This window comes from Metamycoplasma hyosynoviae, assembly GCF_004365165.1.
GTDB classification, from domain to species: Bacteria; Bacillota_I; Bacilli_A; order Mycoplasmatales; family Metamycoplasmataceae; genus Metamycoplasma; species Metamycoplasma hyosynoviae.
Window position 1 is genome coordinate 1 of record NZ_SOCH01000003.1, and the last position, 26,384, is coordinate 26,384.

Consider the following 26,384-nt stretch of genomic DNA (forward strand, 5'->3'; position numbering starts at 1 on the left):
AATTTAAATGCAAAACCTATTATAAGAAATGGAGTTAAATAATGAAAAAATCACTTTTATTAATGCCTGCTTTATTAGCACCAATTCAGCTTGCAATTTCATGTGTTCGTGAAGAAACACAAGAACAAAAAGATGAAAAATTAGCTAAAAAATATGAAAAAGATATTGATAAGGGAAAATATGTTTTTGACGATTTTGAACAATTTAAAATGGAGGATGAATATTTTCTCGAAGCAACTGTAAATCAATATTTATGAAATAATCCAAATCGAGAAATAAAAGCTTATGTATTAACACCAAAATTTGATGCTGATTTTAGAAAATGGTATGTTGACTTTCAACATAAATTTAATATTTTCAAGAAAGTTATGAACAAATATGCATCAAAAGAAATAATAGAATACAAGAACCCTAATATTAATACTGATCCAATTCATTTATATTATGTTAAAGAAGTAAAATTTGATTTTTCTAGAGGAATGTCTCCACAGTTATATTATGTTGATTTAATTGAATATCAATTTAAGGAAATTTTAAAGCTTTTTAATATTCCTAATTTAAATTTAAATTTATCACTAGATTATCTTAAACGAAATATTTTGAATAATGCTTCAATAACTAAAACTTATTATTCAAAAGTAAATATTACAGCTATGTTTAATTATCTTTCATTGAATGAAATAGAAAAAATAAGAGACATTTTTTCTATTCCAAAACCATACTATAAAAGTGAGCATTTTATGACATATCCCGCAGGTGAAGAACAATATCAAGGAAAGGGTGATTGAAAACCAAAAATTACATTTGAATCTTTTAGGGGTCTTAAAAAATCAAATTCAAATAACAAATTATTGAATTTACGATATAAAAAGTCATTTGATTATGGACCATCTGATATAGACAGAGAATATTTAGAAAATTACAGAAATTATAATCCTCTTAAATTTGTAAGTTATCGTTTTGAAATTATCGAATATGACCCAGACAAACCTGATGCAGAGCCATCAAAAGTAGATAAATTTGTATTATCTAAACATGGTGATTAGAATTTTTCTTAGTTCAAAGAAACCAAGAATAATTCTTTAGTATATCAATTAAATAATCCTTATTCATCATTAACTACATTTAAAGATGATGCCGAAATAGCTGATTATTTAAGAAAAATTAAAATTGATGGAATTAAACCCATAGCTAGATATATAATAGTTGGTCTTGAAAGTACATTAAGTTCACACGGCATTAAAATGTTGTTTAATGAACTAGGTTTTAATGATCCAAGTACTATTACTAATAATTATCGTGCAATATTGCAAAAATTAATTCTACCTTCAACTGAAAAAATATTTTATGTAAATAATGGACATAAATATTTAATGGATCTTAAGTATTTTAATTTATGAAATATTGAGTTAAATAATGAAAAATATTATTTTGAAAATTCACGTGATGTTACTAAATTTATTATTAAATATGTAAATTTAAATGCAAAACCTATTACAAGAAATGGAGTTAAATAATGAAAAAATTACTTTTATTAATGCCTGCTTTATTAGCGCCGATTCCTCTTGCAGTTTCGTGTTTTCGCGAAGAAACACAAGAAGAAAAAGATGAAAAATTAGCTAAAAAATATGAAAAAGAATATGTTGATAAGCAAAAATATGTTTTTGATGATTTTGAACAGTTTAAAATGAAGGATGAATATTTTGAAGAACAACTAAAAAAAGATGAATATTTATGAGCTAAACCAGATAGAAATATAAAAAAATATTGATTGACTGGATTATTTTATGGTGATTTTGACAAATGATACAATGATTTTCAACATAAATTTAATATTTTTAAAAAAGTTATGAACAAATATGCTTCAAAAGAAATAATAGAATACAAAAACCCTAATATTAATGCTGATCCAATTCATTTATATTATGTTAAAGAAGTGAAATTTGATTTTTCTAGAGGAATCCCCTCTCAGTCATATTATATTCAATTATTTAATGGTGGTTTTGAAAGAATTGTAAGACTATTTAATATCCCTAATTTAAATTTAAATTTATCAGTTAAATCTCCTATTTGAGATTTATTTAATAGTTTTAATATTAAAACATACTATTCCAAAATAAATATTACAGCAATGTATGAATATGTATATTCCGACACAATAGAAAAAATGAGAGACATTTTTTCTGTTCCAAAACCTTATTATAAAAATGAACATTTTATGACATATCCTGCAGGTGAAGAACAATATCAAGGAAAAGGTGATTGAAAACCAAAAGTTACATTTGAATCTTTTAGAGGTCTCGAAAAATCATATTCAAATAATAAATTTTTGAATTTACGATATAAAAAGTCGTTTGATTATGGACCATCTGATATAGATAGAGAATATTTAGAAAATTATGGAAATTATAATCCTCTTAAATTTGTAAGTTATCGTTTTGAAATTATCGAATATGACCCAGACAAACCTGATGCAGAGCCATCAAAAGTAGATAAATTTGTATTATCTAAACACGGCATTTAGAATTTTTCTTGGCAAAAAAATAAAAATAATGCTTTTGTATATCAATTAAATAATTTTTATTCATCATTAACTATGTTTAAATAACAAATATATTTGAGAAAAATTAATGAAAAAATATCAATATCTAGAATTGACAATTCATTAGATAATTGTGAAATTGAATATTTCTTTTTAATATTAAAAATAGAAATTTTTCCTAATTTTAACAAAATTGTCAAGCAATCAAAAAGCAAAATTAAAGAATCTATTGATTGATATAATAATTAAAGATTTATTGAAAAATTTAATTTAAAAACTCCTCAACAAATGTGAGAAGTCTATATTAAAAGCTAAAATTTGAGTCTAATATTTTTTTCTTAGTTTAATTTATTTAGAATAAACCTGGTTTTAATTGAAGTTTGCCATCAGCCATATCTTTCATTTGCTTAGCCATACGTTCAAAGTCAGATAAGAGTAAATTATACTCATGTGCTGTTCTGCCACTGCCCTGTAAAATTCTTTGCTTACGGGTAGCATTTTTTAGTAGTTTTGGCGTTTTTCTCTCTTCTTCAGTCATTGAATTCATTAAGATTGTGTAAATTTTGAATTTCTTTTCAGCTTCTTCAATTTTGCTTTCATCAATTTTATTTCCAAGACCTGGAATCATTTTTAAAATTGCTTTCATCTTACCTAGTTTTTTAATTTGAGCTAAACTATTCATTAAATCGTTTAGGTCAAATTTACCAGTGATCATCTTATAGCCGATTTTCTTCATCATTTTTTCATCGACTTCTTCAGATGCTTTTTCAATAAGTGACATAACGTCACCCATTCCCATAATCCGATCCGCCATACGATCTGAGTGGAATACTTCAAGACCTGAGATCTTTTCACTAACCCCAATAAACATTATTGGAACTTGAAGTAAATAAGCGATACTTAAAGCGCCGCCACCACGAGCATCACTATCAAGTTTAGTAATAATAGTTCCGCTTAATTGCAAATTTTCGTGGAAAATTTTTGCTACATTAATAATATCTTGGCCACTCATTGCATCAACTACTAAAATAATGTAATCTGGGTGTGTATATTTTTTGATATCTTGTAGTTCTTTCATCAAAGTTTCATCAATTGAAAGACGACCAGCTGTATCAATAATGACAAAGTCATTATTATTTTTTTCAGCTTCTTCAAAAGCTTGCTTTGCAATTTTTAAAGCATTATTTTCTTGAAGTGTGAAAAAATCAGTTTGAGTTTGCTTAGCTAGTTGTTGTAGTTGCTCACGAGCAGCAGGACGATAGATATCATCTCCTACAAGAAGTGGATTCTTGGCAATTTTCTTTTTCTTCAAAAAAGTTGAAAGTTTTGCAGCGGTTGTAGTTTTACCAGAACCTTGAAGCCCAACAAGTAAAATTGAAGTCGGTACTTTTTTTAACTTGATTTCGCAAGTTTTTTGCCCCAAAACTTTTACAAGTTCATCTTTGAATATTTTTAAAAATGTTTGTTGTTGATTTAGCTTTCCGATGATTTTGCTTTCAAGTACTTTTTCTTTAACTTCTTTGGTAAATGAACGTACAATTTCTAGGTTAACGTCAGCTTCTAGAAGCGAAAGTTTTACTTCTCTTAGAATTTCAGCAATATCATCTTCAGTAATGGACATTTTTTTATTAATTTTGTCCACTGATTTTTGCATTCTTTTTTGGATAAAGTCTAACATAATTTTAAATTATATATAAATTGACAAACATTTGATAAACATTTAGTAAACATAATCTAGTGTTATTTAGTAAAATAATAAAATATGAAATGAATAAAAAAATTATCTCTTCCTTTGTTTAGTGCTTGTAGTGTTCCTCTTGTAGTAATATCATGCAAACAAAAAGATCAATTAGATGAACCTAAAGATGATAAAAACTATAGTTTTTACAAGCAAGCTTTGAATAATTTAGTTGAAGAAAAAGACAATGTTTCAGTTAAATTATCTGAAGCTAAACAAGAGCTTTGAAAACTAAAAAAAGAAAAACCAGAAGATACTGCCGCTATTGTCACACAACAAAAAATTGTTGATGAACTATTTGATAAAAAGCTTGCTTTTATCAAAAATTTGAATATTTATGCTGACCCTTTAAAATCATCAGGAGATTTATTAAAGGAATGAGATCCAACTTATTTTGTTCAAAATATCATCTATCAACCTAAAGAAAATTTCCAGGATAGAATTAAAAAAATTAGACTTAATGATGATTCTCAGTTTTATAAAGAACTTAAAGCCAACAATTTATATGATGAATTCCATAAAAAATACAAAATTATAATTGTAGTTATTGACAATCAAGACAAACTTTCTGTTACATTCCAACTAACTTTAATGCCACTTAATTCATCATATTCTTATAAAGGTAAGAAAAACGATTATTATTTTTTCTACAATAATTGATATGCTAGATATCAAGGTTTTAAAGGCGAAGAAGAAATTGTAACCAAACAACATAACACCAATAAAACTTTTACTATCCTAGGAATTGTAATTCCAGTAGTAGCAATAGGTGGATTAATAATTTATATAGTAGTAATGATTTTGGTTAAAAAATCAAGAGCAAAAAGAGGCTTAAAATAATGTTTGAATTAACAAATGATAAAAAACCAGTAATTTTTTCTGATATAGATGGCACTTTATATGATGCTAGAAAAATTGTGTCACCCGAAACATTAGAAGACATAAATTTTGCTATTAAAAATGGGGCTGATTTTAATTTATGTACTGGTAATCCTTATTTTGAAAGAATGCAAAATTTATCCAAAATAGTTCCCGTGCGTTATTTCATAGGATCATCAGGTGGACATATTGTTGATTTAGAAACTAATAAAACAATTTTTAAAGCTGAAATTGCCTGAGATCAATTTAAAAAAATTTATGACTTATTTAAAGAAACAGATTGTCAATTAATTTTTTGAACTGATAAAGAATATTATATGGCTAAAAAAGATAGTGCTTGAAATAGAGAAATTTTGGAATACCATTTTCTAACTGATAAAATGCGCGCATCATTCCCTAAAATCTATGAAGGCGAAGTGATTAAGCCTTTAAAAATTGAAATTTATGCCGGAAGTTATGAAAATCTAGAAGCGCGATTAGATGCGATAATGGATAAATTAAAAGGCATAAATGATCTTGATATTGTAAAAACTTGAACTGATATTGAAATTCAAGCCGAAGGAATTAATAAAGCATCAGCTGCTGAGTGAATGCTAAAAAACGTGTATAATAATTTAAAGTTAACAACTAAGGATATTATGACAATTGGTGATAGCAATAATGATTATTCAATGATCAAATTATCGGAATATTCATATGCTATGGCTAATTCAAGTAAACTAATTTTACAAACTGCACATTATTTCACAAGTGCTGTTGAACAAAATGGATTGGGTGAGGCCATATTAGATTATCTATACCGTTTTAAAAATTTAGCAAAAGAGTATTTATTTCATAAAAAATAAGGAGAAAAAATGAAAACTGAGAACGTTAAAAAAATTTATGAGATTGAATTAGTTAATTCAAAAGAAATATTAGTTCCTTCAAAAGATAACAAAAGTTTAGAATGAAAAAAGCAAAATAACTCATTCATAATTAAAAAACTGAAATTTCAATGTGAAGAAAGTATGAGTTTTTTTGCTTTAATTCATCTTACATTAAGTGTGTTTGGTAGATCGCGTTTTACTTATGGAGATGTTAAAGTTTTATGTGAAGAAACTAATTTTATGCAAATTTTTCCCAACAAAAAACTTACAGAAGATTGCCTGCTTGAATCTCCTTATATAGATTCTTCAGTTTCAATGTCTCATTATTTAGATGTTATTAGCACTAATCCTAAATACAAAATGTATGTTTCTTTTCAAGATGATGAACAAACTGAAAAATTCTCTAAAAACGTATATGAAGTAAAAGCTACAATAAAAGGTAAAAAATCTGATTTAGAAGAACATATGTTCATTTTTAAAAGTATAGAAACTGAATTAAATCAAGAACTAGTATCAGAATACACCAAAATTCCTCATCTTAATTTGAAATTACACGAACTTAAAAAACAAATAAACTATTTAAATAAAACCAAAGAAGAAGACAAAACTAATTTTCTTTCAAGAATGGAAGATGATATAAATGCAATTGTTATTTGTCTTTACAATGATGAATACAATTCTGATTATTTAAATGTACGCCCTTGAATAGATTTCTATGAAATTCCTTGAAGACCTGGTGAAGCACCGAAAAAAAGAAAAAAAAATATGATGAAAATTAACTATTCAGATTTAATGGATAGTGGTGAATACAAGTTTAAAATTCCTGGTTCATCTGATGATGAAGAAGTTATGGGGTTTGATGAAGATAGTTCTGAAATGGGAAATGTATTTAGCTATATAAAATCTATGGTTAAAGAAATGTATGATATGGCTAAACTAAGTGGTATATCAGATGATAAAATGGAAGAATATTTTATAAAATCACTTGAACAATTTACCGAAGCTCATGGTGAAGATAATCTATTTAATAACTCGGCATTTTTAGAAGCAATGTTAAAAGAACTACATGAACAACTTGGCCAAAATAAAAAAAGCAACCAAAGCCAACAAGAAATATCAGAAAAGAAAAAAGTAGCATCTAAAAATACCAAAAACTCAGCAAAAAATAATAAATCATCAACTACATCAAGTGATCCTGCTGATGATGAATCAGAAGACACAGTTAATTAAAAATTAAAATCTAATGTCCAGGTATATATTTAAAAATTTAGATATTGATTGTTTTTCTTTCGAATACAACATTGAAACTGATGAACTTACCAACATTGAAAAACATGTTGGTCTTGCTCTTATTTTGCCACTTTTAGGCAAATTTGATGAGCGCTCAATTCGCAAATATTTATTTCATACTCGCTTTTTAGCTGAATCTCGTGCTGATTTTTCTGGTCAATTTTTAGATGATCGTGATATTTTTAGAATTTATTTAAAAAATTATGGACTTAATTTAGAAGATAATTTTTGATTAGTATCTGACCAAGAAAAATCATTAAATTGATTAAACATTAATCACTTCGATCATTTTACAAATGATCTTGCAAAAATATATGATAAAGGTAGTATGTCTCTTGAAGAACTTGAAACCAAGAAAAGTCCTGATTATTTCACTCGTGGAAATTTACCTAAAACTTGAATTCAAGATGGAGAGGGTATTTTTTTATTAAAAACTAGTTCAAAGTTTGAAGATAAAATAGAACTTTATGAGGTTTATGCTGAATATTTTGCTTCAAAAATAGCAAAACTTTTATCACTTAACTGCCTTGATTACGAAATTGTTGAACATGAAACTAAGATGGTAAATAAATGTAAGCTATTTACTAGTAAAAAATTAAGTTATTTACCTTTTGCTAATCTTTATCATGGCGATAAATCTTCAAAAGAAAATATGCAAAAATTTGTAACTAAGTTTTTTTCAAAACAATATTTTGAAGATTTAATGGTATTTGATAGCATCATTTTAAATAACGATAGACACTTAGGAAATTTTGGAATTTTAGTAGATTCTAGAACTAGAAGAATAGTTGATAATGCTCCAATTTACGACAATGGTCGTTCTTTAATATTTGATTTCAAATATTATAAAAGTAGTATTGGCAGACAAAATATAGCCGATTATTCTATGCGCTCAACTAAATTTTATAAAAGTTTTGATAAACAACTTTATGACAATTTATGTCCAAGACACGCTATGTGAGTTAAACTTTTAGAAAAATTCAAGTTAAAGAATCATCCAGAGTACCCAGCTCCTTCTTCTTATTTCAATAGTGTTAAGAAAATAATTAAAACACAAGTGCAAAAAATGAAAGAAATTCTTAAAGAAAAATATAACATTTAATTAATTGTAGTGTTATTAAGGACAATTATGCAAGAAAAAATAATCATTAAAGGTGCAAGAGAAAACAACTTAAAAAATGTTAGTCTCGAAATTCCTCGGAATAAATTTGTTGTATTTACAGGTGTAAGTGGATCAGGCAAGTCATCACTTGCCTTTAATACTATTTATGAAGAAGGAAAAAGAAGATATGTAGATAGTCTTTCAAGTTATGCTCGTCAATTTTTAGGTGGTACTCGAAAGCCTGATGTTGATTCTATTGAAGGATTATCTCCTACTATTTCTATTGAACAAAAAACAATTCATAATAACCCTCGGAGTATTGTTGGTACTGTTACAGAAATTTATGATTATTTTAGATTGCTTTATGCAAGAATCGGAAAACCTTATTGTCCTAACCATAAAAAAGAAATTTCAGCTAAAAAACTAAAAGACATTATTTCAACGATTTTTGAATTTTCGCTAGGCGAAAAAATTTTTATTCTTTCACCTGTTGTAATCGGTGAAAAAGGAACACACCAAAATATTTTACGCAAGCTAAAAAACGAAGGTTTTTTACGGGTAAAAATAAATGATAATATTTACTCCCTTGATGATGAAATTAATTTAGACAAAAACAAAAAGTGAAATATTGATATTGTTATTGACCGTATTGTATTATCAGAAGAAAAACGTAGCCGTATAGTTGAAGCTGTTGAAATTGCACTTAATTATTCACATGGTATTGTTACTATTGAAAATCCAGAAGGAACATCAAAAACATTTTCAATTCAACATAGTTGTGAATTTGGTGATTTTGATATGCCTAAAATAGATCCTAAACTATTTTCATTTAACTCGCCTGCTGGGATGTGTGAAAATTGTAAGGGCTTAGGTTTTTTACAAAAAGCAAGTTTTGACTTACTTGCTCCAAATAAAAAACTTTCAATTCGAGAAGGTGGAATTTTATATTATAAAAATCTAGTTGATTCAGTAAATTTAGAATGACAAGAATTTGAAAACTTACTAAATTATTATTCTATTGATTTGGATAAACCACTTGATGAACTAACTGAATATGAACTTGAAATTATAAAATATGGTTCTGATGAACCTGTTCCAATGGTTCGGGTAAGTGCTAATGGTAATCGGTATGATACTGCTAGAACTGTTGAAGGTATATTAAATAAAATTGAAAGACGCTATATTGAAACTGTTTCAAATGATGCTAGAAAATATTTTAGTAAGTATTTAACCGAAACTGAATGTAGTGTATGCCATGGAAAAAGATTAAACAAATATGCACTTGCGGTTAAATTAAATGACAAAAATATTTATGATGTCTGCACACTTCCAATTGATGAAATTTATGAATTTGTGCAAAATTTGAATCTAACAGACATTGAAAAAGAAATTGCTAATTTAATTCTAAATGAATTAAATCATCGCCTAAGTTTTTTAATTAATGTTGGTCTTGAATATTTAACTTTAAATCGTAAAGCTGAAACTCTAAGTGGTGGAGAAGCACAAAGAATTAGATTAGCTACTCAAATCGGTTCTAATCTAACTGGTATTTTATATATTATGGATGAACCTTCAATTGGTCTACATCAAAAAGACAACCAAAAATTAATTAATTCACTTCGCAAAATGGTTGATATTGGTAATAGTTTAATTGTTGTAGAACATGATGAAGACACAATTAGACAATCTGATTATATAGTAGATATTGGTCTTTTAGCTGGTAAAAATGGTGGTGAGATTATAGCAAGTGGTTCGCTTGAAAATATTAAGCAAAGTCCTAATTCCATTACTGGAAAATTCCTGTCGGGTCAAGAAGAAATCGCAGTGCCTTCTTCCAGAAGAAGTGGCAATGGCAAAAATTTAATTTTGGAACATGCTAACTTAAATAACCTAAAAAATCTAACAGTTAATTTTCCTTTGGGTAAATTCATTGTAGTTTCAGGAGTATCAGGTTCAGGTAAGTCTTCTTTAATTAATGGTGAACTTGTTAAAAATCTAAAAAGTATTTTATATAATAAATACTCATTTTTACTTGAACATAATGACATTAAAAAAATGGACACCAAAGTTAAGGGTTGAAATTTTGTTGATGATGTTATTTTAGTAGACCAATCACCGATTGGTCGTACTCCTAGATCAAACCCTGCAACTTATACAAGTGTATTTGATGACATTCGTGATATTTTTGGAAATATCGAAGCTTCTCGTGAACGTGGATTTAATAAATCTAGATTTTCATTTAATGTACCAGGCGGTAGATGTGATAAATGTTATGGTGATGGTAGTTTAAGAATTGAAATGCACTTTTTACCTGATGTTTATGTAACTTGTGATCACTGCGACGGTAAAAGATATAATTCTGAAACTCTTGAAATCAAATACCATGGTAAAAACATCAATGATGTTTTAGAAATGACAGTTCAAGAAGCTTATGCTTTTTTTATCACTAATCCAAAACTTAGAGACAAACTTCAACTTTTAATGGACGTTGGTCTTGATTATATTAAATTAGGTCAATCATCAACAACTTTAAGTGGTGGAGAAGCACAAAGAATTAAACTAGCTACTTATTTACAGAAAAAACCAACTGGTAAATCACTTTATGTTTTAGATGAACCTACTACGGGATTGCATGCTTATGATATTAAAAAACTTCTTGCTGTTTTAAACAAAATTGTAGATGGTGGAGATACTGTTATTGTTATTGAGCATAACCTAGATGTTATTAAATCGGCTGATCATATTATTGATTTAGGTCCTGGTGGTGGCAAAAGTGGAGGGCGTGTAATTGCTACAGGTACTCCTGAACAAGTTAGTGAGTCGGAGATATCTTATACTGCTGAATATTTAAGAAAAATATTAAAGTAAATATAATATAATTTCAATACTAATAATTAACTTAAGTTAAGATTTCGAAAGGAAATTATGGAACGCATTGATTTTGCCGGTCAACAGCTTAAAGTAGGTCCTTTTTATGTCTATTCATTAACTATGATGATCGGAATGCTATCTGCAATTCTAACCATTTTTTATTTTTGAAAACGTGAAAAATATCCTCTTGAACAACTTGCTATTCTAGTTTTAATCACCCTTCCAACTGCTTTAATTGGTGCTAGAATGTTCTTCATTATTCAACAAGCAATTGATAAACAATGAGAAACAGTTAAACGATTTTATGCTATTTGAGAAGGTGGGCTTTCTATTCATGGTGGTGTTATTGTTTCTACTATATGCGCCCTTATTTACCTACTATTTGGCAAACGTGCTAAAAAAATCAATATTAGAAAAGCATTTTCAATCATCCTTCCTGCTGTATTAATTGGACAAGCCATTGGACGTTGAGGAAACTTTGCTAACCATGAACTTTATGGTGGCATTATGTCTGAAAACTCACTTGCTTTCAAAATCTTAACTCCTTTGATTAGAGACCATATGTATATCAATAAAGCATATCGTTTTCCACTATTCTTATATGAATCAATTGCAAACTTAATTGGATATGTATTAATTGTTTGAGTACTAAATTTCTTCAACTGATTACGCCCAGGTACAACTGGTGGAATTTACATTTTATACTATGGTATCATTCGTCTAGGTATGGAACCATTGCGTCAAGATAATTACACAATTTATAAAGTTATTTCTGTACTTTACCTACTTGCTGGAGCTACTTTTATTGTGCTATTTGAATTTATTATGAAACTAAATTACAATGTTTATAAGATTCCTCTAACAAGAAATGAAAAACTAGCTAAGTATTTCTACTTCATAATTTATGAACAAAAAGTAAGATAATGTTAAAAAAATAGGATTACAATGATTAAAGATTATGATGTAATTATAATTGGTGGCGGTCCTGCGGGATTAACAGCTGCACTATATCTGGCACGAAACAATGTAAAAGTTGCTTTTGTTGAGTATTATGCACCTGGTGGAAAATTAATTGAACAATCAGCAATTGAAAACTATCCTGGTTTTTCTAATGTTTCAGGAATAGATTTAGCTACTTCAATGTACAATCAAGCTATTCAAAATGGTGCCAAAATGATTTTTGGCAAAGTAAAAGAATTAGATTTAAAAAAATCTGAAAAAATAGTTACACTGGAAAATGGTGACATTTATTCTTGCAAATACATTCTAATTGCTACTGGGATGAAAAACTTAGTACCTGAGCAAGTTGAAAACATCGAAAAATTTAGAGGAAAAGGTGTTTCTTATTGTGTGGTTTGCGATGGGGCATTATTCAAAAATGAAGTTTGTGGCATTATAGGCGGTGGTAACAGCGCTTTTGAAGAAGGATTTTATCTTTCAAAAATAGCTAAAGAAGTTCATATATTTGTAAGAGATGAAATTATTGCTGAACAAAAAATTCAAGATGATGTCAAAAATCAAAAAAACATTTTTGTTTATAAAAATGCAACAGTGCAAAAGCTAAATGGTACTAATTCATTAGAATCAGCTGATGTGAATATAGCTGGTAAAATCAAAAACTTCAAAATTAAAGGTTTGTTCCCTTATATAGGTTTTAAACCCGCAACTTCATTTATAAAAGACATTGAAATATTAGATGCAAAAGGTTTTATTAAAGTAAATGAAGATTATGAAACTACCGTTTCAAATGTTTTTGCAATAGGTGATGTTGTAAGTAAAAAAATTAGACAAATTACTACTGCTACAAATGATGGAACTATTGCAGCAAAAACCATAAACCAAAGAATTTCTTAATCATAATTTATTTAAAATTAAACCTACAAAATATAAGATAAAATTTCTAAAACATAAATGTTTTAGCAAAATCATATGTAGGTTTTTTTATTTTTGAAAGTTCAACACGCTTTGTATTTGATATAATGTTATGTGTAAGTTTTCAATTAAAGAAGACAAAAATGTTTTAAGGTTTATAAATATTAATAATGAAAAAACGTACATTTTTTCTACCATTATCATTGGTTTCTGTTGTACCTTTATTTTTAGCCGCAACTAAATGTAAAGATCCTTGAAAGAATTTTGCTGGAGTTAATGCATCTTTAAAAGATCCTAAAAAGACTTTAAAAGATATAACTGAAGATGACATTGAATTTAAATTCAATGATGCTTCTCAAGCAAGTCAATATGAAATACTTTCTCCAACAGTTACAAAAGATCTTCAAAAAGGTACTTTAACTATAAAGTATTACGTTAAAAATAAATCAAGTAGTGTTTTATCAGAAGAAAAATCACAAGAAATTAAATCTACTGCCCAAAATGGTCAAGGCGAGCAACCGGGAGGTGGTGGCCAAGAAAACACTGATCCAAATTCTCAAATAAATCAAGATGCTAAAAAAGTTAAGTTCAATCTTGAAAGCGGTTCTGAAGATTTATTACCTTCTGAAGTAGATGACGAAAGTTTAGAAGTTAAAGATCTAGATACATCAAAATATGAAATTGCTATTCAAGATTTAAAAGCAAATGATTCAGCAGGTACAATAATTATTTCTTTTATTATTAGAAATAAACAAGATAATAGTGAATCTACAGTTCATACATTTGAATTAAAATTAACTTTAAAAAATGAAATTGATCGTGAAGCTAGAAAGGTCGAATTTGAATTAAAAGAAGAAAAAGATCCTGATGAAACCCTACCTTCACAAGTAAAAAATGAAGATCTTGTTGCATCTTTATATGATGAATCATTATACAAAGTTGAAATAATTAGTCTAACACCAAAAGATGTTGAAGGTGAATTAGACATTAAATTCAAACTTGTTAATATTAAAACCAATGAACAAAGTGAAGAAACAATATTTACACTTGCTCCATTAAAAACTAGCTAATATAGCACAAACTAATAATTACATAACATCTCTAACTAAGGAGATGTTTTTTATAACCATAATTCAAATTGGATTTTTAATTTATTTTGTGGCTATAACTACATATAGTTATAGTATGGTATAATTTTATTGTTGTTTTTTTAAAAATAAAGAACGAATTTCGATAAGGTTCACAAACAAAAAAAAGATATTTAATGCGTAAAAAAGCCTTACTATTATCATTAGCATTAGCAACTTCGATGCCAATGTTTTTAGTAGCCACGAATTGTAAAAAAAATTCTTGAGCAAATTTCAGTGGTGTTACTGCTGTATTAAAAAATACTGATAAGACAATAGACGATGTTCAAAATTCAGATATTGAATTTAAATATAATAATTCTTTACAAAAATCACAATATGAAGTTATTTTTGTAAAAATAACAAATAGAAATAGTAGTAGAAGAGCAATAACTATAACTTATTACATAAAAAATAAAGCTACTAATGAAATTTCTGAACAAAAATCTATTTCTTTTGTTATGCCTAAAAAAGCTTCTGAAATTGAGCAAGATGCTGAAAAAGTTAAATTTGATTTTGCTTCATCTTCTGAAGGAAAATTGCCTTCCGAAATTGAAACTAATGATTTAGATATTAGCAATTTCGATGATACAAAATATGAAGTTGTTGTAGATGATTTAATTGGTGATGATAATGAAAGTAATATAAAAATACTTTATTATTTAAAGTCAAAAAGTAATGGTGAAGAATCAAATGTTAGAGAAATTAAATTAGACTTTTCTTTAAAAGAAGACATTGACCAACAAGCAAGAAAAGTAACATTTGCTTTAAAAGATGGATTAATTCCAAGTGAAACTTTACCTTCTTCAATTCAAGATGATCAAATAATGATAAGTGGTTATGACGAAAGCAAATACACTATTGAAATCAAAAGTAAAACTTCTGATGATGCTAAAGGTGAACTTGAACTTCAATATATACTAAAATCAAATGATGGTCAAGAAACTTCAAAAACTCATAGTTCAAAAATTAAATATCTAAAAAATTCAAGTGGAACCATCATTAGTATTGATGATATTGCTCAAAATGTTAAATTCAAATTAAAATCAAAAAACGCTAGTGACTATTTAGCTTCTGAAATTAAAAGATCTGATGTTCAAGCATATGATTATGATTCTAATAATTATAAAGTTGAAATTAAAGAATTTTTAGCTAATAATGAAGAACAAAAAATAACAATCAAATTTAATTTATGTGATTTATCTTCTAGCGATGTAAGTGAAAATAATGAAAGAACATTAATTGGGTTTAAAAAAGAAACTTCTCCACTTCCACCAACTCCTCCAGAACCCCCAATAGGTGGTGAAACAACTGAAAAAACTTTGAGATTAGCTCATTGAAATACATGCAGATTTTCTAAAAATGCACTTCCACTTCCTGGCATCAAAAAACCAAAAGCAAAAGCACATGCTATTGTTTCAATAATTCACAATCAAAAATTTGACATTATTGGATTAACAGAAGTAGGTTCATTAGAAGTAGCACCAAAAATGGTTGAATTATTAAATGAACTAGAAATTAAAAAAGGTACAAATAATAAATGAAATTTTGTATCTGGAGATTATAAAAAAAGTTATGGAGTTTCAATAACTCAAAACATAGATAGAACAGCTGACTTTTTATATAAAGAAAATAAAGTTAGACCAGTAAAAGTTGACAATAAATCAGGTCATTTTTATGATAATGGTAATTTTGAAAAACATTTTGGTGGTGATTATAATGAATATGCACGTACACCATTTTGTGTAAAATGAGAATTATTAAATAAATCATTAACAAATAAAGATTTTGTATTTGCCATATCTCACTTTGATGGACCTGGTGTAAAAGGTGGTGAAGTAAGTTCTGGACTGGGTGGTCAAATTGGAAGTCGTGAAGCAAATGAAGCTTGAAATATTCCTAATGTATTTTCTTGAATGAAGGATAAATTCAAAGATAGTGATTTAGTATTTCAAGGAGACACTAATATTCCAAGTGGTTATGCAGATAAAGCTTTTGCTTCTTTAAAAAGTGATGAGAAAATGTTGATGAATGATAATAGAGAAAATGCAACTTCTTTAAAAAAATCAATTGATACATATAGTGAACCATATGATAAAATGATTTTAAAATCTTCATTGAAATACTCAAATCCAGGATTTTATAAATTATGAAATTTTATTAAAGATGATATATTTGGTTGACAAAGCGGAATTACTTCATATAAAGCATGAAAAGATTACTGTGATACCTATTACCCTGGATCAGTTCCTGCTACTAATGGTGCTGTCTATGGATATATTTCTGACCACTGTCCAACATTCTTTGATCTACATTTTGAATAATAAATTTACTAAACAAAAAAATTCAAGCAATAACGTTTGAATTTTTTTAATGAAATTAAAAACCAAAACTAAGTAACAAAAAAATCAGAGAATGTCCCCTGATTGTTTTTATATATTTTTATTCACTTTCTTTATTTTGGTTGAAATTAGCATTTAATTTTTTTAGTTCAGCTAATATTTGTTCTTCAATTGTTGGTTCTTTTGGTTTTTCTATCAATAGTTCAGGATGTCTCTTTGTATGATATTTTCAAATTAAGTTTTTGATTAAGAAAAACAAAAACAAACTTAAAAATATAACAAGCGAAACAATGAAAAATGAAATTAATGCACCAATAAATTTTCCAACTAAAATCCCATTGACTGATAGACTTTCAACACTACTTGCGTTTCATAATTTTGCAATTGATGCCATTATAACATCATTTGCAAGAGAAGAAATTACAGTGTTGAATGAAGCTCCTAATAAAAGACCAATGGCAAGCATAAACATATTGCCACGTCTAACTATTTTTCAAGAATCTACTACACTTTTTTTAATCATAGCAAACATAAATTATAAGGTAATTAAAAATTCGCATTACTAAATATAGTTCTATTTAGTTTAGTGTAAATTATTATTAATAAATAGCTTATCTAAATTTTCTGAATATATAATTTGGATAAAAATAATATTTTTAATAAAAATAATATATAATAATTTTTGCAAATTATGGAGGGGTAGCGAAGCGGCCAAACGCGGGTGGCTGTAACCCACTTCCTCACGGTTCGGGGGTTCGAATCCCTCCCCCTCCACCATTTTGCCCCATAGCCAAGCGGAAAGGCAGCGGTTTTTGGTACCGCCATCCGTTAGTTCGAATCTAACTGGGGCAGCCATTACATTGAAAAATGACCATTTATGAAAATAGCAATATGCTATTTTTTTTACTAAAAATATATTAAAATTATTAATACTATGTACGATCATAAAGCAATAGAACAAAAATGACAAAAGTATTGAGAAGACCACAAAACTTTTAAAACTACTAATCATAATTCAAAAAAAGCATACATTTTAGATATGTTTCCATATCCTTCAGGTGCTGGACTTCATGTTGGACATTTGGAAGGTTATACTGCTACTGATATCATCAGTAGATTTAAGAGACTGAATGGATACGATGTATTGCATCCTATTGGTTGAGATGCATTTGGGCTTCCTGCGGAACAATATGCTTTAAAAACTGGGAATAATCCAATGGAATTTACCCAAAAGAATATTGATAATTTCAGAAGACAATTAAAAGCAATGGGCTTTTCTTATGACTATGATAAAGAAATTAACACTACAGATCCTAAGTATTATTATTGAACTCAATGAATTTTTAAAGAATTATATAAAGCTAATCTAGCTTCAATTGAATCAATTGATGTTAATTGATGTGAAGGGTTAGGAACAGTTCTTGCTAATGAAGAAATAATTGAAAAAGATGGTGTGCGTGTAAGTGAAAGAGGAAATTTTCCTGTTGTACGTAAGCCAATGGATCAATGAGTTTTAAAAATTACAAAATATGCAGAAGAACTTTTAGAAGGTCTTGAAGAAGTAGAATGACCTAATAGTGTTATTCAACTTCAAAAAAATTGAATTGGTAAAAGTGAAGGTCATAATGTATATTGAAAATTAAAAAACTCAGTTAATAGTATCACCACTTTTACTACAAGACTTGACACTATTTATGGTGTTTCTGCTATTGTTTTAAGTCCTGAACATCAACTTGTAAATAAAATTACTACACCAATGTTTAAAAACTTGGTGAATAAATATATAGAAGAAACTGCCAAAAAATCAGATTTAGACCGAACTGCTTTTTCTAAAGAAAAAACTGGTGTATTTACTGGTGCTTATGCAATGCACCCACTAACTAAAAAGGATATTCCTATTTGAATATCAGATTATGTTTTAAAATCATATGGTTCAGGTGCGATAATGCTAGTACCAGCCCACAACCAAAATGATTATGAATTTGCACAAAAATTTGATTTGAACATAATTCCAGTTATTGAAACTTCAGAACCTCTTCCTTATTTAGGAGATGGTAAACATATTAATAGTGACATCATTAATAACATTAAATTTGCCTCTTCTGCAAGTGAAAAAATTTATAATGCACTAACAAAATTACGTGCTACTCGTAAAATTAATAACTATAAGCTTAGAGACTGAGTGTTTTCACGTCAAAGATACTGAGGAGAACCATTTCCAGTAATTTATGATGATAAAAATAATTTGTATTTAGTAAAAGAATTAATTGAACTTCCTAAAACAGATAAAATCAAACCATCAGGAACTGGAAAAGGTCCACTTGCTAATATTTCTGAATGAATGAATTTCAAAATCGGAAAACAAACTTATCACCATGATTCAAATGTTATGCCTCAATGAGCAGGATCGAGTTGATATTATCTAGCTTATATTCTAAAAAATGATGATGGAACTTATTTACCATTAAATTCAGAAGAAGCAAAAAAACGTTTCGAAGAATGACTTCCGGTTGATTTATATATTGGTGGTCAAGAACATGCTGTTCTTCACCTACTTTATGCTAGATTTTGACATAGATTTTTATTTGACCAACACTTGCTTCCTACAAAAGAACCATTCCAAAAATTGGTAAATCAAGGTATTATTCTTGGACCTGATGGCCAAAAAATGTCTAAATCATTAGGTAATGTCATTAATCCTGATGAAATTGTAGAATCACATGGAGCTGATGCTTTACGGGTTTATGAAATGTTTATGGGTCCTTTAACTGATACAAAAACTTGAAATGTTGATTCACTAGATGGTATTCGTAAATGACTTGATAAAGTGCATTATCACATAAGTTATTTTTCAAAAGCATCAAATCAAGACCCTAATTTAAAACTTCCTGAACTTGAAAGTAATATTAACCAATTAATATTAGATTGTGAAGAACTATTAAAAGAATATAAATTTAATGTTATCATTAGCAAATTAATGGTATTTATTAATTATCTTCAAACTCTTGAAAAAATCAACTCATCTTCACATTTAAGAAAATTTGTTGTTATATTAAGTTTATTTGCTCCGCATCTTGCAGAAGAATTACTACAAGAGTTAAATGAGCAACCAATTCACCAACAAATATGACCATTCTGTGAAGTTGATAAGATATTGAAGAAAAATCCAGTTATTGGCATTCAAGTAAATGGTAAAGTTCGAGGTGAAATTGAAATTAAACCTTCTTGAACTCAACAAAAAGCCTTAGAAGAAGCTGCATTGATTCCTTCAGTTGCTAAATGATTAGAATGCAAAAGTATAATTAATAAAATTTACAAAAAAGGTAAGATTATTAACTTTATTGTAAAAGACTAATAAGTTTCTCAAATGTTTCTCAAAATATTATTAATTTTGGGAAATTTTTTTATCATTAGTTTAAGAGAGGAGAGAAATATGGAAAATTTTAGAAAATTATCATTACAGGAAATGAAGAATGTTGAAGGTGGTTTTGCTGTAAGCAGTTTTATAACTACTTTGATGACTCAATTAATACCAGCCGGCATTAACATTGTTGGTTCTATAGTTGGTCTTGTAAAATCATCAACTTCAACAAAAGGTGAAATTAAACAAAAAGATACAGATTATAAATGAGATAACACTGAAAATGTAACTGTGAATACACCTATGTTTTATTGCATTTAGTCCTATTTTTTAAGTTTTTACAAAGTAAAAACCCGCAGCTGCGGGTTTTTGGTATTAATAAAATAAATTATTTTTTTGCAGAACTTTTTTCAAGAATTTTATTGAATCTTTCAACACGTCCACGAGCTTTAGCAGTTGTTCTACTACCTGTATAGAAAGGGTGGCAATGTGAGCAAATGTCGATAGAAGCTTTTTCTACAGTTGAACCGAATTTGTGTTCAGTATTGCAAGAAGAGCAAGTAACAGTGATATCTTGATATTTAGGATGAATTTGCTTTTTCATTTCTCTCCTTATTTTGTTTTGAAACTAACTTTTAGTTACCTAAGTAAAAATACTTGTTTTATTTTAACATATATTATTTAATTTTTTTTCATTTCCATTCGATAATTTCAGGCATATCGTAGCCATATTCACGAATGTAATTTGTATGTTCTTCAAGTTTTTTATTCATCTCTTTTACAAATGAATTTGCTTTATCATTTAATGCTGCATTTGCTGCAGTAATTGCTATGTGGAAACGATCCATTTCACTTAATTGACGTATGTCAAAGCTTGTAGTAATATCTCCATTTTCACGGTATCCGTGAGTAAATAAGTTGTGGTTATGACGACTAAAGAATATGTCTCTAATTAACCCTTCATATCCATGGAATGCAAATACAACTGGTTTATCTTTTGTAAATACTTTATCAAATTCGGCATCTGACATACCACGAGGATCTATTGAAGGATGTCTTAATTTTAGTAAATCAAGAACATATACAAATCTTATTTTTAATTGTGGAAATGCTGTATTTATATAACTAATAGCAGCCAATGCTTCTAAATTAGGTTCAACTCCAGAAGCTACAAATACAATATCAGGATCACCTTTGCAATTTGAAGCTCAATCTATAATTTTGTAACCTCTTTCTACAAGTTCATTTGCTTCTGCAACTGAATAGAATTGATCACGAGGTTGTTTTGAAGCTATGATTAAGTTAATTGTATTTCTTAATTCTAATGAGTGTTTCATTGTAGCAAGTAAAGTGTTGGTATCAGCAGGAAGAAATTCTCTAATTAGTTCAGGACGTTTGTCCGCTAAGTGTGTTAATAGCCCTGGATCTTGGTGGGTATAACCATTGTGATCTTGTTGAAATGCTGTAGAAGTTGCGATTATATTTAATGAAGGATAATCTTTTCTTCAACCTAGTTCAAGTGATTTTTTTAGTCATTTCATATGTTGAGTCATCATTGAATCAGTTACACGCAAGAATGCTTCATAACTTGCAAAAAATCCGTGTCTTCTAGTTAGGACATATCCTTCTAGAAAACCTTGAGCTTGGTGTTCACTTAATTGAGAATCAATTACTCTACCTTCAGGTGACAGCCATTCATCTAATTTTTCAGAAATAGGAGAAAGTCATTGCCTTTTAGTTACTTTAAATACTTCATGAAGTCTATTTGACTTGGTTTCATCGGGGCCAAAGATTCTGAAATTGGTTTTATTATCAGTGATTATTTTGGCACAGTATTTGCCAAGTTCAACCATATCTTGAGCTTTAATTTCGCCAGGTTGTGAGAATTTAAGAGCAAAATCTTCTCATTTTGCTAGTTTTAAAAGTTTTGAATTAATTCCACCGTTAGTAATTGGGTTAACTCCCATTCTAGCATTACCCTTTGGTGCTAAGTCTCTAATTTCTTTTAAAATTTTTCCACTATCATCAAATAATTCTTCTGGTTTATATGATTTTAATCATTTTTCAAGTTCGGCAACATGTGTCATATTTAAAGAAGAAACAGGAAGTGGAACTTGATGTGCTCTAAAACTACCTTCAATGGCTTCATTGTTTCAAGTTTTTGGACAAGTTCAACCCTTTGGACTTCTTAAAATTAGTACAGGTCAATTAGGCATCAAGGCTTTATCAGCTGACTTTTTACGTGCCTCTTTTTGGATTGTATGAATTTCTTCAATTATTTTATCCAATGTTTCAGCCATTTGCTTGTGAGTTGCCATAATGTCATCTTGCGCCTCAACAAAATAAGCTTTTCATCCCATTCCAGCATAATATTGTTTTAATTCTTCATTAGTTTTTTTGCACAAAATTGTTGGGTTTGAAATTTTTCCTCCATTTAAATGCATTATAGGAAGAACGGCTCCATCATTTACAGGGTTAATAAATACATTTGAAAATCAACCAGCACATAAAGGACCAGTTTCAGCTTCTCCATCTCCTATAATTGTAGCTGCTATAACATTTGGATTGTCTAATATTGCTCCAGTAGCATGCGATAGTGAATATCCTAATTCTCCACCTTCATGAATTGATCCTGGTGTTTCAGGAGCAGCGTGACTAGCACTACCTCCAGGAAATGAAAAACGTTTACATAGTTTTTTAATTCCCTCTTCTGATTCATCAATTTCAGGATAAATTTCTGAATAAGATCCATCAAGATATGAATTTGAAATCATAACTTGACCACCATGACCTGGACCTTCTATGTAAAACATATTAAGGTTGTATTTATTAATTACTCTATTTAAATGTGCATAAATAAAGTTTTGTCCAGGGATAGTTCCTCAGTGTCCAATAGGATATAATTTAACATCATCTTTGGTAAGAGGTGTTTTAACTAAAGGATTATTTCTTAAATAAACTTGTGCTAAACTTAAATAATTAGCTGCTCTAAATCATTTATCAATTAAGTGCAAATATTTTTCATCATCAAATTTTTTGTTCATTTAGTCTCCTTACTTTGACAAGTTTGGCTAATTTATTGCAGAAAATATAAGGCAATAAATCAAAAGTAGTTTATATATTTTACTATAAAATGCAAGCGAAAAACTGATAACGTCGTGCATTAAAATTTTAAATTTTAAAAACAATGGGTTTAAAGTATTTCAAAGTTCAAAACGAGGTAAGTTAAAATTAGCAAAGCTAATTATTTACTATTATTTTTTGAATTTTGAATATAATATTTAGCATTATGAACATAACTAAAGAAGTTTTGGGAGTCATTGGTGCTTTAATTACAATAGGACTAGGTATTCCCCAACTTATTGAACAATTAAAAACTAAAGAAACAGGTAAAGTAAACTTTGCTTCTTTTTGAATATTTTATATAGGAATTTTATTTTGAGTAGTCTATGGTGTATTTGGAGGACCGGCACTATGACAAGTATTTTTTGCTAACTTTTTCTGCATGATTATTTATTCTTTCACAATGTTTTTCTTGTACTATTACTACAAGCAAAAAACAAGAAAAATGATGATTGGAGTAATTTCAGCAATTTCAGTTTTTGCAATGTTCACGCTTGCAATGCTAATTGTATTTGGAATTATGATGTACGATGCTAAAATTGCAAAAGTACCTAACGAACAAAATCGTATTCCAATATTAGAACCAGCGCATGTTTCTGTAATTTCAGCAATTGCCCCTTCTCTAACTACTCTTGCTTTCTTACCTCAATTTATTATTAATTTAAAACAAAAAAACTTCCAAGGAATTACTCCTTGAATGCCCCTGCTATTTTTAGCAAACAATACAATTTGAGTAATTTACTTTATGTTAACTCCTTTTGCAGCATATGCCGAAAATCCTGCACTTAGCTTACAAAAAGAATGAACAAAAGTAGCGCCTGCTCTAGCTTGACAATTTATCTCACTAACTGTATATGGTATGCAATTTATTGCAATCATTATGTATCGTTGCAAATGCAAAAAGCTTGCTAAACTAGAAGGTCAAAAAAACCAAAACCTTCAAAGTCAACCTGAACAAATTATTAATCAATAAAATTAAGTTCTTCTTCAGCGCATTTCAAATAAGCACGCAATAAATTGCTTTTGCCTAGTTCGATGCCACCAAAATATCTGACTACAAAAATAACTTTGTTAGTCAGATTTTTATTTTCCAGTAGCTTATAAAGCGGAAGTCCTGCTACGCCCTTGGGTTCTTTATCATCAGAATATCCAGTGATTTTTGTTTTATTATCTTCAATAATGTAAGCATATACTATGTGTTTTGCCTTTTTATGTTCTTCTTTTAAAAAGGCAAGTTTTTGTTTAAATTCTTCTTTAGAATTTAAGGTAAAACTATAACTTATAAACTTAGATTTTTTGATTTCTAATATCTTCATATTTGCTATATTATATCTTATTGTTGTTATAATTTAGGCATGTTAAACCTAGTAGTTAATTATTCTGAACGCATTGATAAATATATTGCAAACAATAGTGATATTTCCCGTAATGATATAAAAGTTCTTATTGATGAGGGATATGTTTTTGTTAATGACAAGCAAATTGCTAAATGTAGTTTTGTAGTTAAAGAAGAAGACAATATCCAAATTACTAAACTACTTGATAAAAAAATGCATCTTGAAGGGCAAAATATTGCCCTTGACATTGTTTATGAATGTGATGACTACATAATTATTAATAAACCTTCAGGTATGGTAGTTCATCCAGCGCCAGGTCATAAAGAAAGCACACTAGTTAATGCTTTGATATATCGTTTTGAAAATAATTTGAGTAATGTAAATGGCGCGCTTCGCCTCGGAATAGTTCATCGTATTGATAAAGATACAAGTGGGCTATTAATAGTTGCTAAAAATAATGAAACCCATAATTATTTGGCTAAACTTTTAAAAGAACATAAGATCCAACGAACTTATTATGCAATATGTGATGGTAAGATAGAAAACAAGTTTATCAATCTTGAACTTCCTATAGGACGTGATTCTAAAGATCGCAAAAAATATTGTGTTACAGAGACTAATTCAAAATATGCTTTTACTTCTATTGAAGTAAAAGACTATATTTTAATCGATGGAAAAATTAAAACATTTATAAAATGCAACCTAAAAACTGGACGTACACATCAAATCCGTGTACATCTTGCTTATATAAAACATCCAGTTTATGGAGATCCTATTTACAACAAAGAAATTGATGCTTTTGGTCAAAGATTGCATGCTGGTGAACTTAGATTCATAGATTCTAAAGGAGTTGAACAAACTTTTATTTCACCACTTCCTAAAAAATTTCAAGAAGATCTTAAAAACAAAATTTAAGATTATGCAATATAATTAAGAAAAAACTTCATTATAAAATATAATTTAATATACAAAAAAGGAGAATTATGAATCCTGAATTTACGCCACAAATTCCTCCCTATCAGGATGCTAAGGAAATGTATGAAAAAAACAAAAGATCATACATTCCTTGATTTATAGGGTATTTATTAATTTTAACTGTAATGTTTTTTATTACAATGACAGCTATTTTGCATTTGTTTATCAAAAAAGATGTGTACATTACTGAATATACTAAAATATGAAGTTCAGTAGCAAATGTAGAACCCGCTACCCGTGCTTTTACACAGTGAAAAGTCAATATTATTGAAAATTTTGTTTATTTCATAGCAATTTTAGGAATCATAATTTGATATATTATTAACTTTGCAAAATCAGTGATGAATAAAGATTTTGGTAAATTTCAACCTGCTTTTTTCTACACACTTTCATTTATTACATTTATTTTAATTTTCAATATCTTTTTTAATTACAGAAGTTTATTCAATATTAGTGCTTGAAATGTGGCTTATATTCTTTTACTAGTTAATGTAGGTATTTTCCTATTTTCATTTGTTATATTTTATATAATTAAAAGAATTGTTGGCGAATTTATAAAATTAAGAATTTTATTAAATTCTAAAGAAGCTATGGGTAATGGTCAATTCTTTAATTTTGATGGAAGTGGTAATTTCAATAAAGCTAATGACATTAATTTAAATGACCTTAATTCCGAACCTAACAGCACACTTTCAGAACAAGCAAATAAAACTAATGCAGATTTTTATAAAAGTAATTTAAATTCTTTATCTTTAGATAAATTGATTATTATGGCTCAAAAATTAAACATTTATGGTGCTGAATCATTTTCAAAAGAACAATTAATTGAAAAAATTTCACACATTTTCGAAAATGATAATAAGCAAACTTCATCTCGTTCTTCTACACCAGAAATTTCAAAACCAGAAGATAAACCTAAAAAAGATGATGGCAACAACACTATAAATTAAGGAGGTAAA

At 28.1% G+C, this 26,384-nt stretch carries 22 protein-coding genes and 2 tRNA genes; 19 read left to right on the top strand and 5 right to left on the bottom strand.

The annotated features are described in order from the left end of the window. Positions 1 to 41: 41 nt before the first annotated feature. The 3 genes from JN03_RS08805 (at position 42) to JN03_RS08815 (ending at position 2,524) form a co-directional block, all read left to right on the top strand. Positions 42 to 1,046 carry a hypothetical protein gene (locus JN03_RS08805; RefSeq protein WP_134076521.1) on the top strand — a complete coding sequence of 335 codons (1,005 nt, stop codon included), beginning with the start codon at positions 42 to 44 and terminating at the stop codon, positions 1,044 to 1,046. A gap of 198 nt (positions 1,047 to 1,244) precedes the next feature. After that, positions 1,245 to 1,517: a hypothetical protein gene (locus tag JN03_RS08810; RefSeq protein ID WP_277870477.1), complete on the top strand. Its 273-nt coding sequence runs from the start codon at positions 1,245 to 1,247 to the stop codon at positions 1,515 to 1,517. Continuing rightward, complete coding sequence (locus JN03_RS08815) at positions 1,517 to 2,524, top strand: hypothetical protein (RefSeq protein ID WP_134076522.1); 1,008 nt, start codon at positions 1,517 to 1,519, stop codon at positions 2,522 to 2,524. Before JN03_RS08810 ends, JN03_RS08815 begins: the two co-directional genes overlap by 1 nt. A gap of 370 nt (positions 2,525 to 2,894) precedes the next feature. Here the strand turns inward: JN03_RS08815 and ffh are convergent, their stop codons facing one another. Then, positions 2,895 to 4,220: a signal recognition particle protein gene (ffh, locus tag JN03_RS01175; RefSeq protein WP_119863943.1), complete on the bottom strand. Its 1,326-nt coding sequence runs from the start codon at positions 4,218 to 4,220 to the stop codon at positions 2,895 to 2,897. Positions 4,221 to 4,304: 84 nt separating this feature from the next. Between ffh and JN03_RS08820 the strand changes: the two genes are divergently transcribed. From JN03_RS08820 to JN03_RS08855, 9 genes are all read left to right on the top strand, one after another. Beyond that, positions 4,305 to 5,120, top strand: coding sequence for a hypothetical protein (locus tag JN03_RS08820; RefSeq protein WP_036444079.1), 816 nt, complete (start codon positions 4,305 to 4,307; stop codon positions 5,118 to 5,120). Further along, a complete protein-coding gene (locus JN03_RS08825; protein ID WP_036444077.1) occupies positions 5,120 to 6,004 on the top strand; it encodes a Cof-type HAD-IIB family hydrolase in 885 nt (294 codons plus the stop codon). The genes JN03_RS08820 and JN03_RS08825 overlap by 1 nt, the downstream gene beginning before the upstream one ends. A 9-nt stretch (positions 6,005 to 6,013) precedes the next feature. Beyond that, positions 6,014 to 7,255, top strand: coding sequence for a hypothetical protein (locus JN03_RS08830; protein ID WP_134076523.1), 1,242 nt, complete (start codon positions 6,014 to 6,016; stop codon positions 7,253 to 7,255). Positions 7,256 to 7,268: 13 nt separating this feature from the next. Further along, the gene (locus JN03_RS08835) at positions 7,269 to 8,417 is read left to right on the top strand and encodes a HipA family kinase (protein WP_134076524.1); all 1,149 of its coding nucleotides are present in this window, start codon (positions 7,269 to 7,271) and stop codon (positions 8,415 to 8,417) included. A 27-nt stretch (positions 8,418 to 8,444) separates the two neighbouring features. Next, positions 8,445 to 11,285: an excinuclease ABC subunit UvrA gene (gene uvrA, locus JN03_RS08840; RefSeq protein WP_134076525.1), complete on the top strand. Its 2,841-nt coding sequence runs from the start codon at positions 8,445 to 8,447 to the stop codon at positions 11,283 to 11,285. A gap of 57 nt (positions 11,286 to 11,342) precedes the next feature. Continuing rightward, positions 11,343 to 12,212, top strand: coding sequence for a prolipoprotein diacylglyceryl transferase (gene lgt, locus JN03_RS08845; protein ID WP_134076526.1), 870 nt, complete (start codon positions 11,343 to 11,345; stop codon positions 12,210 to 12,212). Between the two features lie 21 nt (positions 12,213 to 12,233). Beyond that, positions 12,234 to 13,142, top strand: coding sequence for an NAD(P)/FAD-dependent oxidoreductase (locus JN03_RS01210; RefSeq protein WP_134076527.1), 909 nt, complete (start codon positions 12,234 to 12,236; stop codon positions 13,140 to 13,142). A gap of 188 nt (positions 13,143 to 13,330) precedes the next feature. Beyond that, positions 13,331 to 14,230 carry a lipoprotein 17-related variable surface protein gene (locus JN03_RS08850; protein WP_134076528.1) on the top strand — a complete coding sequence of 300 codons (900 nt, stop codon included), beginning with the start codon at positions 13,331 to 13,333 and terminating at the stop codon, positions 14,228 to 14,230. Positions 14,231 to 14,424: 194 nt separating this feature from the next. Beyond that, positions 14,425 to 16,611: an MnuA family membrane nuclease gene (locus tag JN03_RS08855; protein ID WP_134076529.1), complete on the top strand. Its 2,187-nt coding sequence runs from the start codon at positions 14,425 to 14,427 to the stop codon at positions 16,609 to 16,611. Positions 16,612 to 16,729: 118 nt separating this feature from the next. On the opposite strand, the gene JN03_RS08860 is transcribed toward JN03_RS08855, so the two are convergent. Beyond that, complete coding sequence (locus JN03_RS08860) at positions 16,730 to 17,152, bottom strand: large conductance mechanosensitive channel protein MscL (RefSeq protein WP_134076530.1); 423 nt, start codon at positions 17,150 to 17,152, stop codon at positions 16,730 to 16,732. 170 nt (positions 17,153 to 17,322) lie between these two features. Between JN03_RS08860 and JN03_RS01230 the strand changes: the two genes are divergently transcribed. The 4 genes from JN03_RS01230 to JN03_RS01245 all read left to right on the top strand — a co-directional run bounded on the left by JN03_RS01230 (position 17,323) and on the right by JN03_RS01245 (position 20,311). Further along, positions 17,323 to 17,406, top strand: a tRNA-Tyr gene (locus JN03_RS01230). A gap of 3 nt (positions 17,407 to 17,409) precedes the next feature. Continuing rightward, positions 17,410 to 17,484, top strand: a tRNA-Gln gene (locus JN03_RS01235). Between the two features lie 79 nt (positions 17,485 to 17,563). Continuing rightward, positions 17,564 to 19,984: a leucine--tRNA ligase gene (gene leuS / locus JN03_RS08865; RefSeq protein WP_134076531.1), complete on the top strand. Its 2,421-nt coding sequence runs from the start codon at positions 17,564 to 17,566 to the stop codon at positions 19,982 to 19,984. 78 nt (positions 19,985 to 20,062) lie between these two features. After that, entirely contained in the window at positions 20,063 to 20,311 is a 249-nt protein-coding gene (locus JN03_RS01245) for a hypothetical protein (protein WP_036444792.1), read from the top strand. A 67-nt stretch (positions 20,312 to 20,378) separates the two neighbouring features. Here JN03_RS01245 and rpmE read toward each other — a convergent pair whose 3' ends face one another. Together rpmE and JN03_RS08870 are read right to left on the bottom strand one after the other, a co-directional pair. After that, the gene (gene rpmE, locus JN03_RS01250; RefSeq protein ID WP_036441309.1) at positions 20,379 to 20,594 is read right to left on the bottom strand and encodes a 50S ribosomal protein L31; all 216 of its coding nucleotides are present in this window, start codon (positions 20,592 to 20,594) and stop codon (positions 20,379 to 20,381) included. A 73-nt stretch (positions 20,595 to 20,667) separates the two neighbouring features. Then, the gene (locus tag JN03_RS08870) at positions 20,668 to 23,034 is read right to left on the bottom strand and encodes a phosphoketolase family protein (RefSeq protein ID WP_134076532.1); all 2,367 of its coding nucleotides are present in this window, start codon (positions 23,032 to 23,034) and stop codon (positions 20,668 to 20,670) included. A gap of 245 nt (positions 23,035 to 23,279) precedes the next feature. Here JN03_RS08870 and JN03_RS08875 point away from each other — a divergent pair, with 245 nt between their 5' ends. Next, a complete protein-coding gene (locus tag JN03_RS08875) occupies positions 23,280 to 24,086 on the top strand; it encodes a PQ-loop domain-containing transporter (protein ID WP_051601246.1) in 807 nt (268 codons plus the stop codon). Here the strand turns inward: JN03_RS08875 and JN03_RS01265 are convergent. Next, positions 24,076 to 24,429: a YigZ family protein gene (locus tag JN03_RS01265; RefSeq protein WP_036441314.1), complete on the bottom strand. Its 354-nt coding sequence runs from the start codon at positions 24,427 to 24,429 to the stop codon at positions 24,076 to 24,078. The genes JN03_RS08875 and JN03_RS01265 overlap by 11 nt on opposite strands. A gap of 39 nt (positions 24,430 to 24,468) precedes the next feature. Here JN03_RS01265 and JN03_RS01270 point away from each other — a divergent pair, with 39 nt between their 5' ends. After that, positions 24,469 to 25,365 (top strand): RluA family pseudouridine synthase, encoded by an 897-nt coding sequence (locus tag JN03_RS01270; protein WP_134076533.1) that lies wholly within the window; start codon positions 24,469 to 24,471, stop codon positions 25,363 to 25,365. A 68-nt stretch (positions 25,366 to 25,433) separates the two neighbouring features. Continuing rightward, the gene (locus JN03_RS08880; RefSeq protein ID WP_036441320.1) at positions 25,434 to 26,375 is read left to right on the top strand and encodes a hypothetical protein; all 942 of its coding nucleotides are present in this window, start codon (positions 25,434 to 25,436) and stop codon (positions 26,373 to 26,375) included. The last annotated feature ends 9 nt before the right edge of the window (positions 26,376 to 26,384 follow it).